Raw genomic sequence first — 16,077 nt, forward strand, 5'->3', positions numbered from 1 at the left:
GTGCGGTCGGCGGCATAGCACGACCTTCTCACCAAAGCCTTACCGTGATCGCGGGTGTGACCACCGAAACGACGCTGGTCGATCTTGCCCTCGGGCGTGCGGTTGAACGGAAGACCCATCTTCTCGAGGTCCAGCACCGCATCGATGGCTTCCTTCGCCATGATCTCGACCGCGTCCTGGTCGGCGAGGTAGTCGCCGCCCTTGACGGTGTCGAAGACGTGCCACTCCCAGTTGTCTTCCTCGACGTTGGCGAGTGCCGCGCACATACCGCCCTGGGCGGCACCGGTGTGGCTACGAGTGGGGTACAGCTTGGTCAGAACCGCCGTGCGCACCCGAGGGCCGGCCTCGATGGCTGCGCGCATGCCCGCGCCACCGGCGCCGACGATGACCACGTCATAACGATGTTCCAGCATGAAGTCTCCACTCCCCATTCGACGATGCTCGACCAGACTGACTGCAATACTCTATGAATATAGAGGATTGAATCTGGCGGTCGAGTGGGGCGCCACATGCCGGCCGCACCCGACGCGCCCAGGCACGTCAAAGCCAATCCAGGCGCAACGCAGGACCGGAAGAGGATGCAGGTATGAGTCAGGCAACGAGTGGCGGCGACAAGACCTCACGAGAGCGGGCGCGAGGGTCGCGTCGTGAGGAGATTTGCGAAGCTGCACTCGATCTCGCGGCCGCCGGCGGCAACCACGCCGTCACGCACCACGCAATCGACGACCGTCTGGGCATCGCCCGCGGCTCGACGTCGTACTACTACCGGACCCGACAAGCGCTCCTCACCGCCGCGATCACCCACCTGACCGGCCTGTCCCGACACGCGTTCCTCGCCACATTCGAAGAAGCGGACACGAGCCTCGACGTCGATCGCGCCGCCGACCTGAGTGCGCGGCAGCTCGACTTGCTCCTCGGACCCCGCCGACGTGACGCACTGGCCCGCTACGCACTCACTGCCGACGCCGCAAATGACGACGGACTGCGAAGCGCACTCGCGAGATGCCTGTTCTCAGTTCCCGGCGCGGAAGCGCTCATGGCACATCTCGACGCGACCGACCCTTCTTGCGCAGCACACAATTTCATCATCCTGCTCGAAGGACTCTTGTTCGACCGGCTCCACGGATCACGGTCCGGCTTGGTGATCGCGCCTGGATCCGCGGCAAGCATCGCAGACCTCAGGCGACCAATCCGGCTCTGGCTAACAGCTCTCCAACACGGCGACTAACTCGACGGTGACCTCTCACTTTCCGCGGACCGACACGGCATCTAGCCGAGCAAGAGGCCTGCATCTGTCAGATGCGGGGTTCTTGGTGCTAATCATGTCCAAATGTGCTGTTGCAGAAAAGGTTCCAGGCATCAAGGGCTCGGGATTCGGTGGATTGAGGTTAAGGCGGTTCCGGTGAGATCGTTCCGGCGACGCCTGCACGTTTCGGGGTTGACGCCCCACTCGGCCCGCCGAGGGCCGCGCCCGCCTCCGAGGCGCTACCCAAGGCGTCGGCATGAACTGGACAGAAGCCTTCACCGCCCCGGCAGCAATCCTGCTCAACCTGCTCGGCTTCGTCACCGCCAGCCATCGCGAGCGGGCCGTCAGTGTCCGCCGACCTGCCGACGATAGCCAAATTCATCGCAGTCCAGGCATCGGCACCGCCACGGCGCGTCGGCACTTGGATCCGGATCCAGGGGTCCGGCGCCGGCTGCACGCATCCGATCCGCCGCTCGGGTCGGCGCGGCCGACTGACGCGGTGGCGCGCACGTTCTGTAATCTCCAGGAACCTTGCCCTCGGCCGTCTGCTTCTTCGATCGCTCGGCGCAGGATCTGGCTGAGCTTGGCTTGGGTGTCCGGGGCGGGTGCGTCGACCGCGGCGACGATCAGTTCAGCCTCGGCGAGAGCATGGATCGCGTTGCCGATGGACTGGGCGCGCTTGAACAGCACGTCTATCTCGACCTTCGTCGGGCCGGTGGTGCCGAGAGTATTTCGCAGTGAGGTCAAGGGAGTGCAATGTGACACAGATATGACACACCCTGGGGGAGTGTTGATCTGTTGGAACAGGTCATTCGAGAGGTAAAGGCACTGAACAGCGGAAATTTTACCTGGATCTCGTATTTATACCTGCGCTCTTCTTGAAAGCGAGCGTGGCGTTAACCCCACCGGGGGTTCAAATCCCTCCGCTTCCGCCACAGCCCCTCACCTGTTTCGGCAGGTGAGGGGCCTTTTTGTGCCACCGTCACGTCGGTGTCGAGTCGGTGGTGAACCGGTCCTGGGTGGCCGCCCAGCTGGCGAGGAGTTGCAGCGCGTCGGGGGTCGGGAACGTTCGGGTCGAGGATCTGCCGGATCCGACACTGCAGCAGCCGTCCAACGCGATCGTGCGGATCGTGCGCACGTGCGTCTGCGGATCCGACCTGCACCCGTACCACAACCTGCCCGCGACACCCGGCGGTACGCCGATGGGGCACGAGTTCATCGGGGTGGTCGAAGAGGTCGGTGGGGAAGTGTCGACGCTGAAGAAGGGCGACTTCGTGATCGGCCCGTTCGCCTGGTCGGACGGAACGTGCGACCTCTGCCAGGAGGGTCTGCAGACGTGGTGCCGCCACGGCGGGTTCTGGGCCGGGAACGGGATCGGCGGCGCGCAGGCCGAGGCCATCCGGGTACCGCTGGCGGACGGCACCCTGGTAAGGCGAGTTCAGCGGTCGACGGGTGCTACCCGGAGTCGGTTGCCGTCCAGATCCGCGGCCACGAACGTCAGCCCGAATACGTCCTCGCATGGTTCCTCCAAAATCTCGACGCCCTTGTCCAGCCACTCGTCGTAGATCTCTCGGATCTTCGGGCTTCCACCTTCGACCAGGAGCCCGACCTCGAACGCCGGGACCGAGGGAGCGTCGGCCGTTCGAGTCTTCCCTCCCCACAGTGCGAGAACGACCCCACCACCCAGGTCGAAGATCGCGTAACGGTGGCTGAGCATCTGAGCTTGCATGCCGAATAGCTCGCCGTAGAACGCCGCCGACGAGGCGGTGTCGCTGACATAGATCAAGAACTGATTGGGCAGGCGCATGCGATGTCCTTTGCTCGGCGGAATATGACGGCCGTCGTGTGCCCGTCCGACCGGAACCAAACCCGTGATGGACGCAGATCACTCGGCGGAGGGTAGGTCGCGTGACCACGCTAGGTTCGACAGCAGCGATACGTCCAAGAGCTGGTTCGTCTCGCAACTAGAATCAACGGTTATGGAACTGCGCCAGCTGCGGTACTTTCTGGCTGTCGTCGACGAGGCGAACTTCACCAGAGCTGCGGATCGACTGCATGTCGCGCAACCGGGTGTCAGTGCGCAGATACGCCACCTGGAACGCGAACTGGGGCATGCCCTTCTGGACCGCTCGGGGCGAACGGTGACACTGACCGAGGTCGGTGCCGCTGTACTTCCCTACGCGCGCGCCGCGGTGGCTGCAGCATCGGCGACGCGCGATGCGGCCGATGCGGTGGCAGGCCTGGCGCGCGGGCACGTCGGTATCGGCTCGGTGCCCTCGGCGGCACTCGACCTCGTCGAACTGCTGGCAGACTTCCACGCCCGCTACCCAGACATCGAAATGACCATGACCGAACTGAGTTCGGAGGCCCTCCTGACGGAGGTCCGCACCGGACGACTGGACCTGGCTTTCGTAGGCCTGGCCGGGGACTCGCCGTCGGGTATCGCCTGTCGCGTCATTCGCGAAGAGGCGCTCGTGGCCGTCGTCGCCCACACCGATCCACTGGCGGAGAAACCCACAGTCTCGCTTCGCGAGCTCGCCGCGCGCCCACTGATCACGCTGCCGCGCGGAACGGGGATCCGTTCTGCTCTCGACGCAAGCTTCGCCGAGACCGGCCTGCCCGCGCACATCGCCTTCGAGGCCAGCGATCCACAGGTCGCGGCTCGACTCGCACACCGAGGACTCGGAACGGCGATCCTGCCGGCATCCGAGGTCTCGCAGGACGATGCCGGAGAGCTGATCCGCACGGTCGCGATCACCCCGCGAGTGTCGGCCCGTCTTGCTCTGGTGTGGCGAGCGCATGGGCCGCTGAGCCCCGCAGCGGGCGCCCTACGCGCGCTGGTCACAGTGCGAGCATGATGCGGCTCATCTCGGACGGTCTGCATCTGGCTGAGATCCATCACGCAATAGGAGACAAGCCCTAGCTCCGTTGGTCCTGGTCCCGCGGATCGGCGTGACCGAGCAGCGTGCGCAGGATCGGTTCGGCGTGTGTCCACAGGACGGCGCCGCCGATGCCGGGCACCAGGTGGCGAACAGCTCCGGGGATGCGGGCGGCCAGACTCTCACCGTGGTCGGGTGAGTGGCTGGTGTCCTGATCGCCGTACCAGATGTCCACGGGGACACGGATCGTCGTGAGGTCGATGGGCCAGCTTCCCATCGCCAACACCGTGTCGCGCGCGTAGCCGGCGGGGCCCGGCGCGAACGCCTCACGCATGCTGGAGCGATAGGACGCCTCGAACGTGGGGTCCCGGTAGACCGCGAGGTCGGACGCGGGGCTGGAGTCGATCACCATCTGCCACATGGCGTCCGCGTCGAACGTCGCGAAGAGACGTTCCGCGGCGTCCGGATCCGACGCGGTCAGTTCGACGAGATCGCGGAGTGGTTCGGGCAGGGCATCGGCGAACTGCGGTGCCGCCACCTCGTCCGCACCGGACACGATCGCGACCGCGCCACTGACACCGGCCGCCGCGCAGGCGAGGGCGAAGGGCGCCCCCTGAGAGTTCCCCACGATCGCCGGCCTGCCGAGCCCACGCAGCGCGGTGAACTCGCCGACATCGGCCGCGAAGTCTCGAAACGTCTTACCGGGCAGCGGTGTCGACCGGCCGAGGCCCGGACGGTCGAGCGAGACGAGCCGCGCGCCGAGCGCATCGACGACGCCGGCGCCGAACCCGAGTGATCGGGTGGTGGCGGCGCCCGGGCACAGCAGCACGGGAACCCCGTCCTCACGGCCCCATTCGGCCCACCCGATCACTCGCCCGTCGGCGAGGCGCGATTCGCCCAGTCGGGCCGGCACCGAGATATCCACAGACATGGGCCCGATCCTCGTCCGCCCTGCCGGGCCTTGTAAACGGATTTTCGATGCCTCGACCCGGGCGGTGCTAGTCGGTGACGGGGCGGTAGGTGCACACGAGCACCCCGGTGCCCGTGGTGACCGACGAGACCAGCTCGAGCGGGCGCTGGACACCGTCGTCGGGGAAGATCGTCTTCCCGCCGCCGAGGAGCACCGGCTCGATCATGAGCAGGAGTTCGTCGACCAGGCCCTCACGCAGCAGTGTCCGCACCAGCGTCGTGCTGCCCATCACCGACAGGTCGCCGCCTGCGGTGGCGCGCAGCTTCCGGATCTCCGCGATGGCGTCGCCGGCCGGGATACGCGTCGTGTTGGTCCAGGTCAGCTGGTCGTCGGTGAGGGTGTCGGTGACGACGTACTTGCGGATGTTGTTCATGTGGTCGGCGAACGGGTCTCCGGCCCGCTCCGGCCACGCGGCCGCCATCGTCTGCCACGTGCGGCGCCCGAACAGCAGCGCCTCCGTCTGCTGCGCCGCGGCACCGATCGCCGCGCCCATCACCTCGGCGTCGAAGTACGGATGGGACCACCCGCCGTGGGCGAAGCCACCGTCGGTGTCCTCCTCGGGCCCACCCGGTGCCTGCACGACGCCGTCCAGGCTCATGAACTCACTGACCACGATGCGCACGGACTGTCTCCTTCGTCTCGACGAACTGTTCGTTGATACAGACCGACGATCCACCCCAAACTCATCGGTGTCGAGGTGCCCGCCCGGCGTTCGCCCCAGTGTCCCCCGACGACCGCGCGTCGTTCACCTCGACGCGCTGCAATGACGGTCGGGCATTCGCCCCTCACCACGGATCGTCGGGCACGTTCCTGCCCGTGACAGGAAGCACCTACGTCCGCCGGTCTCAGTCGATCATGCAGCGGCGCATGACCCGTCGCTCGGTGCGAGTCCCGAGACCTACACGGTGAGCTTGGTATTCAATGCGGTGATCGTGTCGGCCGACAGCCCGAGCCCGGTGGTCAGATAGTTGTCGAAGGTGCCGAAGCTGGTGCTGATCTCGTCGAAGCCGGCTTGGAGGAATTCGGGAGAGACTCCCATGAGAACCTTCATGGCCGCGCCTGCCTGCTCGCCCTTCGCGGCCGTGACCTTGGCGGCACTCGCCTCGATCGAATCCTTCGAATACTCGTTGGTGAGTAGGTAATTGCTCATCACCGTCGTGTCGTCGACACCGGCGATCTTCAGTAGAACCGCGCTCGTCCAGCCGGCCCGATCCTTGCCCGCGGTGCAGTGAAAGATCTGCGGCCCGTCCGTTGTAGCGATGTCGGTCAGCAGGGTCGCAAACTGTGCGCGCATCGCCGGATCTGCCACGAACTGGCGGTTGGCATTGGTGAGCACTGCCGCAGCGCCTTCCGGAGTGGAGAGATCCACCGACGACGTGACGGCGCCGCTCGCGGCGTCGCCGAGGATGTTGACGTGCGTGTAGCGCGCCCCTGCCGGAACGCGATCCGGGCCCTTGTCGATTTCCGCGGTGGTTCGAAGGTCGTAGACCGCCTTCACGCCGAGGGCGTCCAACGTTGCGGCATCCACGTCGCTGGTGGTCAGCGCGTTGGAGCGGTAGAGAACGCCCTCGCGAACACGACGTCCGTCGGAGGTGGTGTAGCCGCCGTCCGGCCCGGCAAGATCGCGGAAGTTGTTGACCGACATCAGACGCGGAGTCTGCGCCGTCGCGGTCGAACTCGCCGGCAGCGAGGACGCGGTCGACGAGACGGTCGGGGCGGTTGCGGTGTCGGCGGTCGTCGACTGGCTGCATCCGGCGAGGACAACGGTCAATGCCGCAGCGGCACCGACAACTTTGAGACGGGAATTCAACGCTTCTCCTTCGAACACTCGCAACAGAACGACCGAATCCTGATCGAAGGAACTGGCGGAACCGTGGCCGCCCGGTGAACGGTTGGTGGCCAGCGGCTGTGGTTCGTGAGATCGGCGTGACGTATACGTGGCGATTTCGGGGGAGGGACACCGTCGGATCGGCATGCTGTCGAAGTGAGAAGCGGATCGGTGCGCTCGGTCGCCTCACGGCGAAAGGCGCAACGCGGCTCCAGCCGGACGGAACTCCGCGAGGGCAAAGGGTTGAGCCCGGGGGACACGGAGCGCACCGATCCGAAGTCCACAACGCCGACCGGTAGCGGGGCATTCCGGAACCGCGGGTGTGATGTGGATTGTCCGCGTCCGGCAGCGACGTGATCCGGCCGCGTCCACTTGTAACGGAGTGCTCACATTTCCCCCTCACCTGCGGCCCGGCGGCACATCAGCGGCGGCGGATGTCGTCGAGAACCCGGCAGCGAACCGGATCGCTCCGTACCGTGGAGTGTCAACTGATACCCAGGGGGTGGGCGGAGTAGTGATGGGGCGATTAGCCATGACGACGGTGGGCCTGACGGTCGCGCTGTCGATGTTCAGTCCGGCATTCGCGGCGAATGCCGTGCCGATCGAGCAGATGCCACCGGCGGTTGCCGCGGCGGCGCACGTCGACCACGTGGTGGAGTTGACGGATCGGCGCACGGCACTGTTCGTGTTCTCGCCGGCGATGAACAAGGTGGTGCAGGTGCAGATCCTGCATCCGAAGGGCGCGGCCGCACGGCCGTCGCTGTATCTGCTCGACGGTGTCAGTGCCGGATCCGAGTCGGACTACCAGGAGAGCACCTGGACGCAGAAGACCGATGCCGTCGAGTTCTTCGCGGACAAGAACGTCAACGTCGTCCTGCCCGTCGGTGGCACGGCCGGCTACTACACCGACTGGGAGCGAATCGATCCCGTTCTCGGTGAAAACCGTTGGGAGACATTCCTGACTCGCGAGCTGCCGCCGATCGTCGACGGGCGGTTCCGGGGCAACGGCGTCAACGCGATCGCCGGCCTGTCGATGGGTGCACAGGGCGCGATGACACTCGTCGCCCGCAATCCCGACCTCTACCGCGGCGTCGCCGCGCTCAGCGGTTGCATGGACACCGGCCGCGTCGAATCGCAGGCCGCGGTGCGCGGCACCGTCGCGTCGAAGGGCGGCGACGCCGACAACATGTGGGGGACGCCGGGCGACCCGGCGTGGCCCGCACACGATCCATCCGTGAACGCGGAACAGTTGCGGGGCAAGGACATCTTCGTCTCCACCGGCAACGGGCTGGCGGGCCCGTACGAGCTCGGCGCACCCGATGCGCTCGAGAAGGTGGTCGTCGGCGGGCCGCTCGAAGCGGCGTCGCACTCGTGTACCCAGCTGTTCGACGGCAGGCTGGCGCAACTCGGCATCCCGGCCACATTCCTGTACCGCCCGTACGGAACTCACTCCTGGCCGTACTGGCAGGACGACCTGCGGGCAGCGTGGCCGACGCTGGCTCGCTCGTTGGAGATCTAGCGGGATCCGTTGGCTGACCGCCGAACTCGCCCACCGAGCCTGACGCCCGCCTTCGATCGGTGCGGGTTCGGACGGTGAATCTCTGTGGTGGTGATCGGTCGGCCGCCCACGCGCCCTCGGTGTGATCGGGCTCAGTTCGGGCAGCTGATGGTGCCGACGGCGGTGGTCGGCCGTCCCGAATCGCGTTTGTCGGCAGGAGCATTGATCATCGAGAAGGTGAGTACCCGGTTGTCGGCACTGGTTCGCGCCGCGATGCTGTCGGCGTCCGGGGGCGCCGACTGGACGTAGTTACCGGCTTCGTCGGCGAAGAAGATCACGGCCCCGACGCCGGATTCACCGTTGCCGTCCGCGTCGGTGTCGCCGGGAATGGTGAACGTTGCACCGTAGTAGTCGGCTCGGGGGTAGTTGTCGCTGCCATGGTGGTCGCGAGCAGCGTGGGACACCACACTGTATTCCCGACGCCCGTCGGTCGAGTCGTACCGGCACGTCACGGCCGACGGGTCATCGGTGCGGGCGGTACCGGACCACATGCCCTCCAACGTGATTGCGGCACCGATCGGCGTGCCGGCAGGCGCGCTCGGAATCTCGGGGAGGCCCCGCGGAATCGGTCCCTGCTTGACCCGGAAGACGGCCTGCCCGGCGTCCTTCTCGGGGCCGTCGGTGGCCGGGGGCGGTTGCGAACACGCGGCCACGACGAGGGCGCACATTGCCGCACCGACGGCCCCGAGGGGTCTCGTGGTGGTCATCAGTTCGGTGCCGCGACCGCGATCCGACCCGGGGCCGGTGGCGCGACCGGGGAGTGGCTCTCCAGGTAGGCGGTGAGCGCATCGAGATCGGTTCCGGCGGAGGCGGGTTCGGTGCCGTCGCGCAGGGCGGTGAAGCCGTCGCCGCCGTCGGCGAGGAACTTGTTGACCGCCACCCGGTAGAGGCCGTCCGGATCGACGGGTCCGCCGTCGAGGCAGATGTCGGCGATGCGCGAACCGATCGGCGATCCGCGGTCGATTCGGTAGGTCAGTGTGGCCGACGGTGCCAGGATCAGTTCCAGCACGGAGCCGTCGTCGCGAGGCTGGAACTGTTGCTCGAGAACCTGTTTCAGCTGCGCGCCGGTGAGGGTTCGGACCTGGAGTGAGTTCGCGAACGGCTGGACCTGGTAGGCGTCACCGAAGGTGACGGTGTCGTCGTCGCCGGCGAGCAGGTCGGCCCGGACGCCGCCGGGATTGGTGAGGGCGATCTGTGCCCCACGCCCGCGCGCCGCCTCGAGTTGGGCGTCGGCGATCAGGTCGCCCAACGGGCTCTCGCCGCCCGTGCCGGGTTCGCGGGTGATGTCCGCGGTGACGGCGCCGACCGGCCGCTGGGCCACCTCGCCGGACTGTGTACTCGCCCGGTCGACGAGTTCGGCGACCCGAGGGTCGGGCGTGATGTCGTGCGTGACGATCTGGTTGAAGGCCTGCGTCTGTTCGCGATCCACCTCACCGGTCGCGCGGTCGAGACTCATGTCGACCACCGACACGATCCGTCCGTGCGAGGCGGCCTGCATCATCGGCCGCGGGTTGCCCGCCGGGTCGTCGACCGTGCAGTTGTACTGGGTGTGGCTGTCGGCGGTGAAGATCGCGTCCACCTTCGGGGTCGCCCGGGTCGCGATGTCGCGGGCCGGGCTGTCGCCGACGTCGCACGCGTTGGGGCCGCCGGTGGCCTGCTCGTCGCCGCGGTGCAGGAGGACGACGATCGCGTGCACCCCGAGGAAGTCGAGGGAGTCGGCCGTGCGGTCGATGGCGTCGATCTCGTCGCCGAACTGGAGACCCGCGACGCCGTCGACGCTGACCTTCGACGGTGCGTCGGACGGCATCACGCCGATGACGCCGACGGGCACGCCGTCGACGTAGTTCACCGAGTAGGGGAGCGTGGCGGGGGTGCCGTCGGAGAAGGTCATGTTCGCGGCGAGCAGCGGGAACTGCGCGCCGGTGAAGTCCGCTTCGAACTGGCAGCCGTCGACCGGGTGGCAGCCGCCGTCCTGCAGGCGGCGCAGCTCCCCGAATCCCTCGTCGAGCTCGTGGGTTCCGATCGATGCCGCGTCGACGCCCATCTCGTTCAACAGGTCCACGGTCGGTTCGTCGTGAAACAACGCCGACTCGATCGGTGACGACCCCCAGCTGTCGCCGACCGAGTAGAGCAGCGAGTGGGGGGCCTGCCCGCGCAACTGGTCGACATACGCGGCGAGGTAGGCGGCGCCACCGGCGTCGGTCGCGGGACCGTCGGGCCGCGAGATCTGGGCGCGCGCACCCTTGGGGGGCTGCAGGCTGCCGTGCAGGTCGTTGATCGCGAGCAGTCGCACCGGAACGGTGTCGACGTCCGGCGGGCGGGCGTCGACGGCATGCGTGCCGACGGTCAGCGACGCCCCGAGCGCCGCGGCGAGAACCGACACGCGACCCCGCGTCCGGCGTCCGGACAAACCGCTCCCTGGTCGACACACCGCCCAGAGTCTGCCAACGATTCGGCGGCGGTGAAACTGCCGACCGGTAACGGTTGGATTACGTCGTGGGGGAGCCCGCCGTGAGGCCGGCGAGCTCCAGTGCGGCACCGGATGTCGCGAACGCGAGGAACGCATCGTTCTCGTGCGGGTCGCCGATCGTGATCCGCACGCCGTCCGCACCGTAGGGGCGGATCAGCACGCCGGCTTCGGCGCTGGCCTCGCCGTACGCGGCGGAGCGGTCCAGCAGCGGCAGCCACACGAAGTTGGCCTCCGTCACCGGGACGTCGTAGCCCGCGGCGAGGAGCGCGTCGCGCATCCGCTCGCGCTCGGCGACCACGGCGTGGGTGCGGTGCAGCAGCTCGTCCTGCGCGTCGAGGCACGCGATTGCCGCGGCCTGCGCCACCGCGTTGACGCTGAACGTGATGTGCACCTTGGCCAGTGCGGTGACGATCGCCGGATCGGCGACCGCGTAGCCGACGCGGATGCCCGCCAGCCCGTACGCCTTGGAGAACGTGCGCAGCACGACGACGTTGCGGCGGGTGCGGGCCAACTCGACGCCGTCGACGCCGGAGCGGTTGTACTCGAAGTAGGCCTCGTCCAGTGCGACGACGATGTTCGCCGGGACGGCGTCGAGGAACCGCTCGAGCTCCTCGCGGCCCAGCGCGGAGCCGGTGGGGTTGTTGGGGTTGCACACGAAGATCAGGCGGGTGCGGTCGGTGATCGCGGCCAGCATCGCGTCCAGGTCGTGGCCGTGCGCGGCGGTGAGGGGCACCGGGACCGGCGTCGCGCCGGCGACCTTCGTGACGACCGGGTAGGCCTCGAACGAGCGCCATGCGTAGACGACCTCGTCACCCACGCTGCACGTGGCCTGCACCAACTCCTGGCACAGCGCCACCGAGCCGCATCCGGTAGCGATGTTCTCGGTCGGAACACCGAGCGACTCGGACAGCGCGCGGATCAGCGCCGCGGAGGTGTTGTCCGGGTACCGGTTGGCGGTGGCGGCGGTGTCGGCGATGGCCTGCGCGACGCCGGGCAGCGGGCCCTGCGTCGTCTCGTTGCTCGCCAGCTTGATCGCCCCGGGATAACTGCGGCCCGGCACGTAGGTGGGGATGGAATCAAGATCGGCGCGGGTCACGGGGGTCACGATGCGATTATGCGCCCTGCGATCACGTGCACTGTCGACGCGGTCGTGCCAAGGTTGAATCATGCCGGGAATCTTCCGGGACAGCGCCCCCCTGCGCGCCGACGACGACGCTGTCGTGGAGGCGCCGCGGGTACCGCTCACCGCCGTGCAGCCCGATCGCCATGCGCGCGGCGGCATCGTGGTGCTCCACGAGTCCCGACAGTTCACCCCCGCGCTGATCGACCTGATGCGCGCCCTCGCCGCGGAGGGCTGGCTGGTGGTGGCCCCGCACCTGTTCCATCGCGAAGCCGCGCACAGCGACACCGAGGTGTTCGGCAAGAACCTCTTCGACGACTTCGATGCCACCTTCGACTGGCTCGTCGACCGTGGCATCTACACCGACTGCGTCGGGGTGCTCGGATTCGACGACGCCGGCACCGCCGCGATGATCGTCGCCACCAACCGGCCGGTCGCGGCCGCCGTGAGCGTCTCCGCCCACGGCATCGTCGAACCCCTCAACGCCGACACCCCCACCCTCGTCGAGGCCGGGCCGTCGCTCAAGGCGCCGTGGCTGGGCCTGTACGGCGAGGACGATCCGATGACCCCGCGCGACCACGTCGAGCGGCTACGGGACGCGGTCGCGCGGGCCGACGTCGCCACCAACATCGTCAGTTACAGCGGTCTCGCGCACCGGGCCGACGAGCCACCGGTCACCGAGGCGGCCGCCGGGGACGAGGACCCGCTCGTCGTGGCGATGCTCGACGCCCAGCGCCGGATCTTCGACTGGTTCGACGGGAACCTCCGGTGATCCCATGGGCAATGCGCGCCTGACCTGCCGTTTTGCGTTTGCCGGGGATCTCTGTGTAATGTTTCGCCCGGCGGTTCGAAAGGGCCGGCCCCCAAGGAGGCGTGCCAGAGCGGCCGAATGGGACTCACTGCTAATGAGTTGTCCCCCTTAAAGGGGACCGGAGGTTCAAATCCTCTCGCCTCCGCCACACTGGTGCTTCGTTGGGCCAGTAACAAATGAACACTGTTTGGACATGCGCCCGTAGCTCAACGGATAGAGCATCTGACTACGGATCAGAAGGTTAGGGGTTCGAATCCCTTCGGGCGCACATCAGAAATCCCCCACCAGCATCGCTGGTGGGGGATTTCTCGTTTCCGGAGCGTGGCTTCGGTCTACGAGCCGAACGGCAGACTGGCCGAGCCGACGGACGAGCCCGTCGAAGTTCGCCAGGGGCCCCGGATCGCGACGGTGATCCCCGGGGTCTGGATGTTGGCGTAGAGCGTCTGGCCGTCGTGGCTGAATGCCGGACCGCAGAACTCGCTCTCGTTCAGTTCGTTCCGGGCGACCGAGAACGGCTCACCGTTCTCGGTGACCCCGATCAGATGGCTGATGCCGTCGCCGTCCTCGGCGAGGATCAGTCCGCCGTGTGGGGACACCGTGATGTTGTCGGGGCCGTCGTAGTTGCCGGTGTCGACGGAGGGGTCCGGGTTCACCCCGAACAGCGTCTTCAGCTCGACGGTCTGGGTGGCCGGGTCGTAGAACCACACCTGCCCGTCGTGCTCGGCTACGCTGCCGTCGCTGGTGCGGGCGAAGCTGGCGACGAAGTAGGCGCCGCCGTCGCCCCACCACTGCCCCTCGAGCTTGCGGCTGCGGGTGACCTGGTCGTTGGTGAACTGCTTGCGCACCGAGGTGGTCTTCGCGTCGCGGTCGGGGACGTCGACCCACTGCACGGTGTACCGGACGCCCGGTGTTGTGGCCTGGGAGAGATCGGGCACGTGGGTGCCGTCGAGGAAGCACTTCATCGCCTGCAGGGCGCCGGCGGTGTCCCCGCCCGGCGACTGCGCGAGAGCGTGGAACGCACCAGGGCCACCGACGAATCCCTGCGGCGGGGTCCACCGGTAGAACAGGCCGTTGGGCCCGCCTGCGTCCTCGGTGAGGTAGACGGCGCTCGACGACGGGTCGACGGCGACGGCCTCGTGTGCGTACCGGCCGAGGAACTTCAGCGGAATCGGGCTCTTGCCGATGTTCGCGGCCTGGCTGGCGGGATCGACCTCGAAGACGTAGCCGTGGGCGAGGGTGAAACCGTTCGATCCGGCGCGCGCCTCGGTCTCCTCGCACGTGAGCCAGGTGCCCCACGGGGTGATGCCGCCGGCACAGTTGTTCACCGTGCCCGCGACGCTGACGTACTGGCCCTGGCGTGCACCGCTGCGGTCGATCGCGGTGGTGGTGGTGCCACCGCGGGCACCCGGGTCGTAGGTGAGCCCGTCGACGGCCGGGACACCGTACGGTTCGTTGCTGCCGACCTCGTGGTTGGTGACGATCGTGGTGCCGGTGCCGTTCGCGAATACACCGTTCGCATCGGGATCACTCGGGAACGGGACGCCACCGTCGAGCAGCGTCTCGCCCGAGCGGGAGACGATCGTGTACGAGAACCCCTTGGGCAGGGCGAGAATCCCGTTGGGGTCGGGGACGAGCGGGCCGTAGCTGATCACGCCGGCGGGCGCGGCGCCCGCGAGAGCGGGCCGGAACAGGGTGCCGACACTGCCCGCGAGCGTTACCCCGATTCCGGCCAGGGCGGTGCGTTCGAGGAACGTGCGGCGATTGAGCGGTGAGGTGGTCACTGTGCGGGTACCTCCCATTGGATAGTCAACGACGCGAGGACGGTAGGTCGGCAACCACAACGACGGAATGCCGCCTGATGGCCTGCCGATGAACCGGGCCGGAACTTCCTCGCGCTGGTACCGCCGCGCCTACGGTTACGGGCTCCTGCGCAGAGCCGCAGATCGAGGTCGGAGACTCGAATCCCTTCGGACGCGTATCGGAAGTTCCCCACCGGCACCGCCGGTGGGGACGGCAGCTGTCGATCCCGCGGCCTCGACGCCTAGCCTCGGACCGAGGCCCGGGACGACCGGCCGCACTGCGAAGGAGACCTTGTGACGACACCGATGCTCATCGCCCTCGGCCCGAAGCCCGACGACCTGCTGTCGGACGCCGTCGTCCGCGGTGGTGCTGAACTCGCGGACCTGGCGGACGCGCAGGCGCTCGTGTGGGACGGCGAGGACGCCACGAGTTTCCCGGCCGAGTTGCCCGAGTCGATTCGGTGGGTGCAACTCAACTCGGCCGGCGTGGAGCACTGGTTCGACGCCGGCGTCATCCAGCGGCACCCGGAGGTCGTGTGGACGTCGGCGGCCGGCGCCTTCTCGGCGACCGTCGCCGAGCACGCGTTCATGCTGCTGCTGGCGGGTGTCCGTGCGCTGCCCGAGCACCTGGCCGCGACCACGTGGCGGCAGCGCGAGTTCTTCGGCAAGGTCGGGACGCTGCGCGGGGCGCGGGTCGCGATCATCGGGGCGGGTGGAATCGGGCGGACGATGATCCCGATGCTCGCCGCGGTCGGCGCGACGGTGATCGCGGTCAACCGCTCCGGCCGCCCGGTGCCCGGCGCCGCCGAGACGATCCCTGCCGACCGCGTCGACGAGGTCTTCGGGCGGGTCGACCACGTCGTGGTCGCGGCCCCGGCGACCAGCGAGACCCGGCACCTGGTCGGGGCCCGGCAGCTCGCCGAACTCGGCCCGCGGTCGTGGGTGATCAACGTCGCTCGGGGGTCGCTCGTCGACACCGATGCGCTCGTGACCGCGCTGCGGGACAACACGATCGGTGGCGCGGGGCTGGACGTCACCGATCCGGAACCGCTGCCCGACGGCCACCCGTTGTGGACGCTGCCGAACGCGATCATCACCCCGCACGATTCCAATCCGCCCTCGGTGCGCCACTCCGCGTTCGCCGAGCACGTCGCGGAGAACGTGCGGCGCTTCGTCACGGGCGAGGAGTTGGTGGCGCGGATCGATGCGTCGGCGGGCTACTGATCCGGGGTGACCCGTAACCGGTCGTGGTCGTCGCGGTGCTGCTGTTCTGGCTGTTCCAGCGGGCGAACTGTGTTCCCCGCGATGCAGTGGAGTTGACACGCGTGTCAAGTCGGCCCGTGCGACCAGGTTCTCGTCACGTTTGCCCCCGTCACGAGTCCGGGAGAGTGGAACG

At 68.0% G+C, this 16,077-nt stretch carries 16 protein-coding genes, 2 tRNA genes and 1 pseudogene; 8 read left to right on the forward strand and 11 right to left on the reverse strand.

Annotated elements, in window-relative coordinates:
- Positions 1-413 (reverse strand): FAD-binding protein (locus DEU38_RS23435; RefSeq protein ID WP_114723790.1); only part of this gene is annotated, 413 nt, incomplete at its 3' end.
- 173 nt (positions 414-586) lie between these two features.
- Here DEU38_RS23435 and DEU38_RS23440 point away from each other — a divergent pair.
- Entirely contained in the window at positions 587-1,228 is a 642-nt protein-coding gene (locus DEU38_RS23440; protein ID WP_114723791.1) for a TetR/AcrR family transcriptional regulator, read from the forward strand.
- Between the two features lie 396 nt (positions 1,229-1,624).
- On the opposite strand, the gene DEU38_RS28175 is transcribed toward DEU38_RS23440, so the two are convergent.
- Entirely contained in the window at positions 1,625-1,993 is a 369-nt protein-coding gene (locus DEU38_RS28175; protein WP_147283581.1) for a hypothetical protein, read from the reverse strand.
- Positions 1,994-2,228: 235 nt separating this feature from the next.
- Positions 2,229-2,384, reverse strand: coding sequence for a hypothetical protein (locus tag DEU38_RS29475; RefSeq protein ID WP_258558128.1), 156 nt, complete (start codon positions 2,382-2,384; stop codon positions 2,229-2,231).
- On the opposite strand from DEU38_RS29475, the pseudogene DEU38_RS23445 reads away from it, so the two are divergent.
- Positions 2,329-2,679, forward strand: a pseudogene (locus DEU38_RS23445) (alcohol dehydrogenase catalytic domain-containing protein); the annotation flags it as partial. The gene DEU38_RS29475 and the pseudogene DEU38_RS23445 sit on opposite strands and share 56 nt — an antisense overlap.
- 5 nt (positions 2,680-2,684) lie before the next feature.
- On the opposite strand, the gene DEU38_RS23450 reads toward DEU38_RS23445, so the two are convergent.
- Positions 2,685-3,053 carry a VOC family protein gene (locus tag DEU38_RS23450; protein ID WP_114723792.1) on the reverse strand — a complete coding sequence of 123 codons (369 nt, stop codon included), beginning with the start codon at positions 3,051-3,053 and terminating at the stop codon, positions 2,685-2,687.
- A gap of 172 nt (positions 3,054-3,225) precedes the next feature.
- Between DEU38_RS23450 and DEU38_RS23455 the strand changes: the two genes are divergently transcribed.
- A complete protein-coding gene (locus tag DEU38_RS23455; protein WP_114723793.1) occupies positions 3,226-4,104 on the forward strand; it encodes a LysR family transcriptional regulator in 879 nt (292 codons plus the stop codon).
- 61 nt (positions 4,105-4,165) lie between these two features.
- Here DEU38_RS23455 and DEU38_RS23460 read toward each other — a convergent pair whose 3' ends face one another.
- The 3 genes from DEU38_RS23460 to DEU38_RS23470 all read right to left on the reverse strand — a co-directional run bounded on the left by DEU38_RS23460 (position 4,166) and on the right by DEU38_RS23470 (position 6,905).
- Entirely contained in the window at positions 4,166-5,056 is an 891-nt protein-coding gene (locus tag DEU38_RS23460; protein ID WP_220181962.1) for an alpha/beta fold hydrolase, read from the reverse strand.
- Positions 5,057-5,123: 67 nt separating this feature from the next.
- The gene (locus tag DEU38_RS23465; RefSeq protein WP_114723795.1) at positions 5,124-5,717 is read right to left on the reverse strand and encodes a dihydrofolate reductase family protein; all 594 of its coding nucleotides are present in this window, start codon (positions 5,715-5,717) and stop codon (positions 5,124-5,126) included.
- Between the two features lie 276 nt (positions 5,718-5,993).
- Positions 5,994-6,905 (reverse strand): tyrosine-protein phosphatase, encoded by a 912-nt coding sequence (locus tag DEU38_RS23470; RefSeq protein ID WP_181818918.1) that lies wholly within the window; start codon positions 6,903-6,905, stop codon positions 5,994-5,996.
- Between the two features lie 535 nt (positions 6,906-7,440).
- Between DEU38_RS23470 and DEU38_RS23475 the strand changes: the two genes are divergently transcribed.
- Entirely contained in the window at positions 7,441-8,442 is a 1,002-nt protein-coding gene (locus DEU38_RS23475) for an alpha/beta hydrolase family protein (protein ID WP_114723797.1), read from the forward strand.
- 131 nt (positions 8,443-8,573) lie between these two features.
- Here DEU38_RS23475 and DEU38_RS23480 read toward each other — a convergent pair whose 3' ends face one another.
- From DEU38_RS23480 to hisC, 3 genes are all read right to left on the reverse strand, one after another.
- Entirely contained in the window at positions 8,574-9,188 is a 615-nt protein-coding gene (locus tag DEU38_RS23480; RefSeq protein WP_114723798.1) for a hypothetical protein, read from the reverse strand.
- The gene (locus tag DEU38_RS23485; protein ID WP_114723799.1) at positions 9,188-10,891 is read right to left on the reverse strand and encodes a bifunctional UDP-sugar hydrolase/5'-nucleotidase; all 1,704 of its coding nucleotides are present in this window, start codon (positions 10,889-10,891) and stop codon (positions 9,188-9,190) included. The genes DEU38_RS23480 and DEU38_RS23485 overlap by 1 nt, the downstream gene beginning before the upstream one ends.
- Before the next feature lie 79 nt (positions 10,892-10,970).
- Positions 10,971-12,056, reverse strand: a complete 1,086-nt coding sequence (hisC, locus tag DEU38_RS23490) for a histidinol-phosphate transaminase (RefSeq protein ID WP_114723800.1) — start codon at positions 12,054-12,056, stop codon at positions 10,971-10,973.
- A 61-nt stretch (positions 12,057-12,117) separates the two neighbouring features.
- Here hisC and DEU38_RS23495 point away from each other — a divergent pair, with 61 nt between their 5' ends.
- From DEU38_RS23495 to DEU38_RS23505, 3 genes are all read left to right on the forward strand, one after another.
- Complete coding sequence (locus DEU38_RS23495) at positions 12,118-12,843, forward strand: dienelactone hydrolase family protein (protein ID WP_114723801.1); 726 nt, start codon at positions 12,118-12,120, stop codon at positions 12,841-12,843.
- A 95-nt stretch (positions 12,844-12,938) separates the two neighbouring features.
- Positions 12,939-13,030 (forward strand) — tRNA-Ser (locus tag DEU38_RS23500).
- A gap of 47 nt (positions 13,031-13,077) precedes the next feature.
- Positions 13,078-13,150 (forward strand) — tRNA-Arg (locus DEU38_RS23505).
- 64 nt (positions 13,151-13,214) lie between these two features.
- Here DEU38_RS23505 and DEU38_RS23510 read toward each other — a convergent pair.
- Positions 13,215-14,663 (reverse strand): alkaline phosphatase PhoX, encoded by a 1,449-nt coding sequence (locus DEU38_RS23510; protein WP_114723802.1) that lies wholly within the window; start codon positions 14,661-14,663, stop codon positions 13,215-13,217.
- Between the two features lie 324 nt (positions 14,664-14,987).
- Here DEU38_RS23510 and DEU38_RS23515 point away from each other — a divergent pair, with 324 nt between their 5' ends.
- The gene (locus DEU38_RS23515) at positions 14,988-15,905 is read left to right on the forward strand and encodes a D-isomer specific 2-hydroxyacid dehydrogenase family protein (RefSeq protein ID WP_114723868.1); all 918 of its coding nucleotides are present in this window, start codon (positions 14,988-14,990) and stop codon (positions 15,903-15,905) included.
- Positions 15,906-16,077: the final 172 nt, after the last annotated feature.

This window comes from Rhodococcus sp. AG1013 (genome assembly GCF_003350365.1).
Classification (GTDB): Bacteria; Actinomycetota; Actinomycetes; order Mycobacteriales; family Mycobacteriaceae; genus Prescottella.

Coding starts and splice junctions, on each gene's coding strand:
- DEU38_RS23440 (WP_114723791.1), top strand. CDS start 587: ATGAGTCAGGCAACGAGTGGCGGCGACAAGACCTCACGAGAGCGGGCG.
- DEU38_RS23450 (WP_114723792.1), bottom strand. CDS start 3,053: ATGCGCCTGCCCAATCAGTTCTTGATCTATGTCAGCGACACCGCCTCG.
- DEU38_RS23455 (WP_114723793.1), top strand. CDS start 3,226: ATGGAACTGCGCCAGCTGCGGTACTTTCTGGCTGTCGTCGACGAGGCG.
- DEU38_RS23460 (WP_220181962.1), bottom strand. CDS start 5,056: ATGTCTGTGGATATCTCGGTGCCGGCCCGACTGGGCGAATCGCGCCTC.
- DEU38_RS23475 (WP_114723797.1), top strand. CDS start 7,441: ATGGGGCGATTAGCCATGACGACGGTGGGCCTGACGGTCGCGCTGTCG.
- DEU38_RS23480 (WP_114723798.1), bottom strand. CDS start 9,188: ATGACCACCACGAGACCCCTCGGGGCCGTCGGTGCGGCAATGTGCGCC.
- DEU38_RS23495 (WP_114723801.1), top strand. CDS start 12,118: ATGCCGGGAATCTTCCGGGACAGCGCCCCCCTGCGCGCCGACGACGAC.
- DEU38_RS23515 (WP_114723868.1), top strand. CDS start 14,988: ATGCTCATCGCCCTCGGCCCGAAGCCCGACGACCTGCTGTCGGACGCC.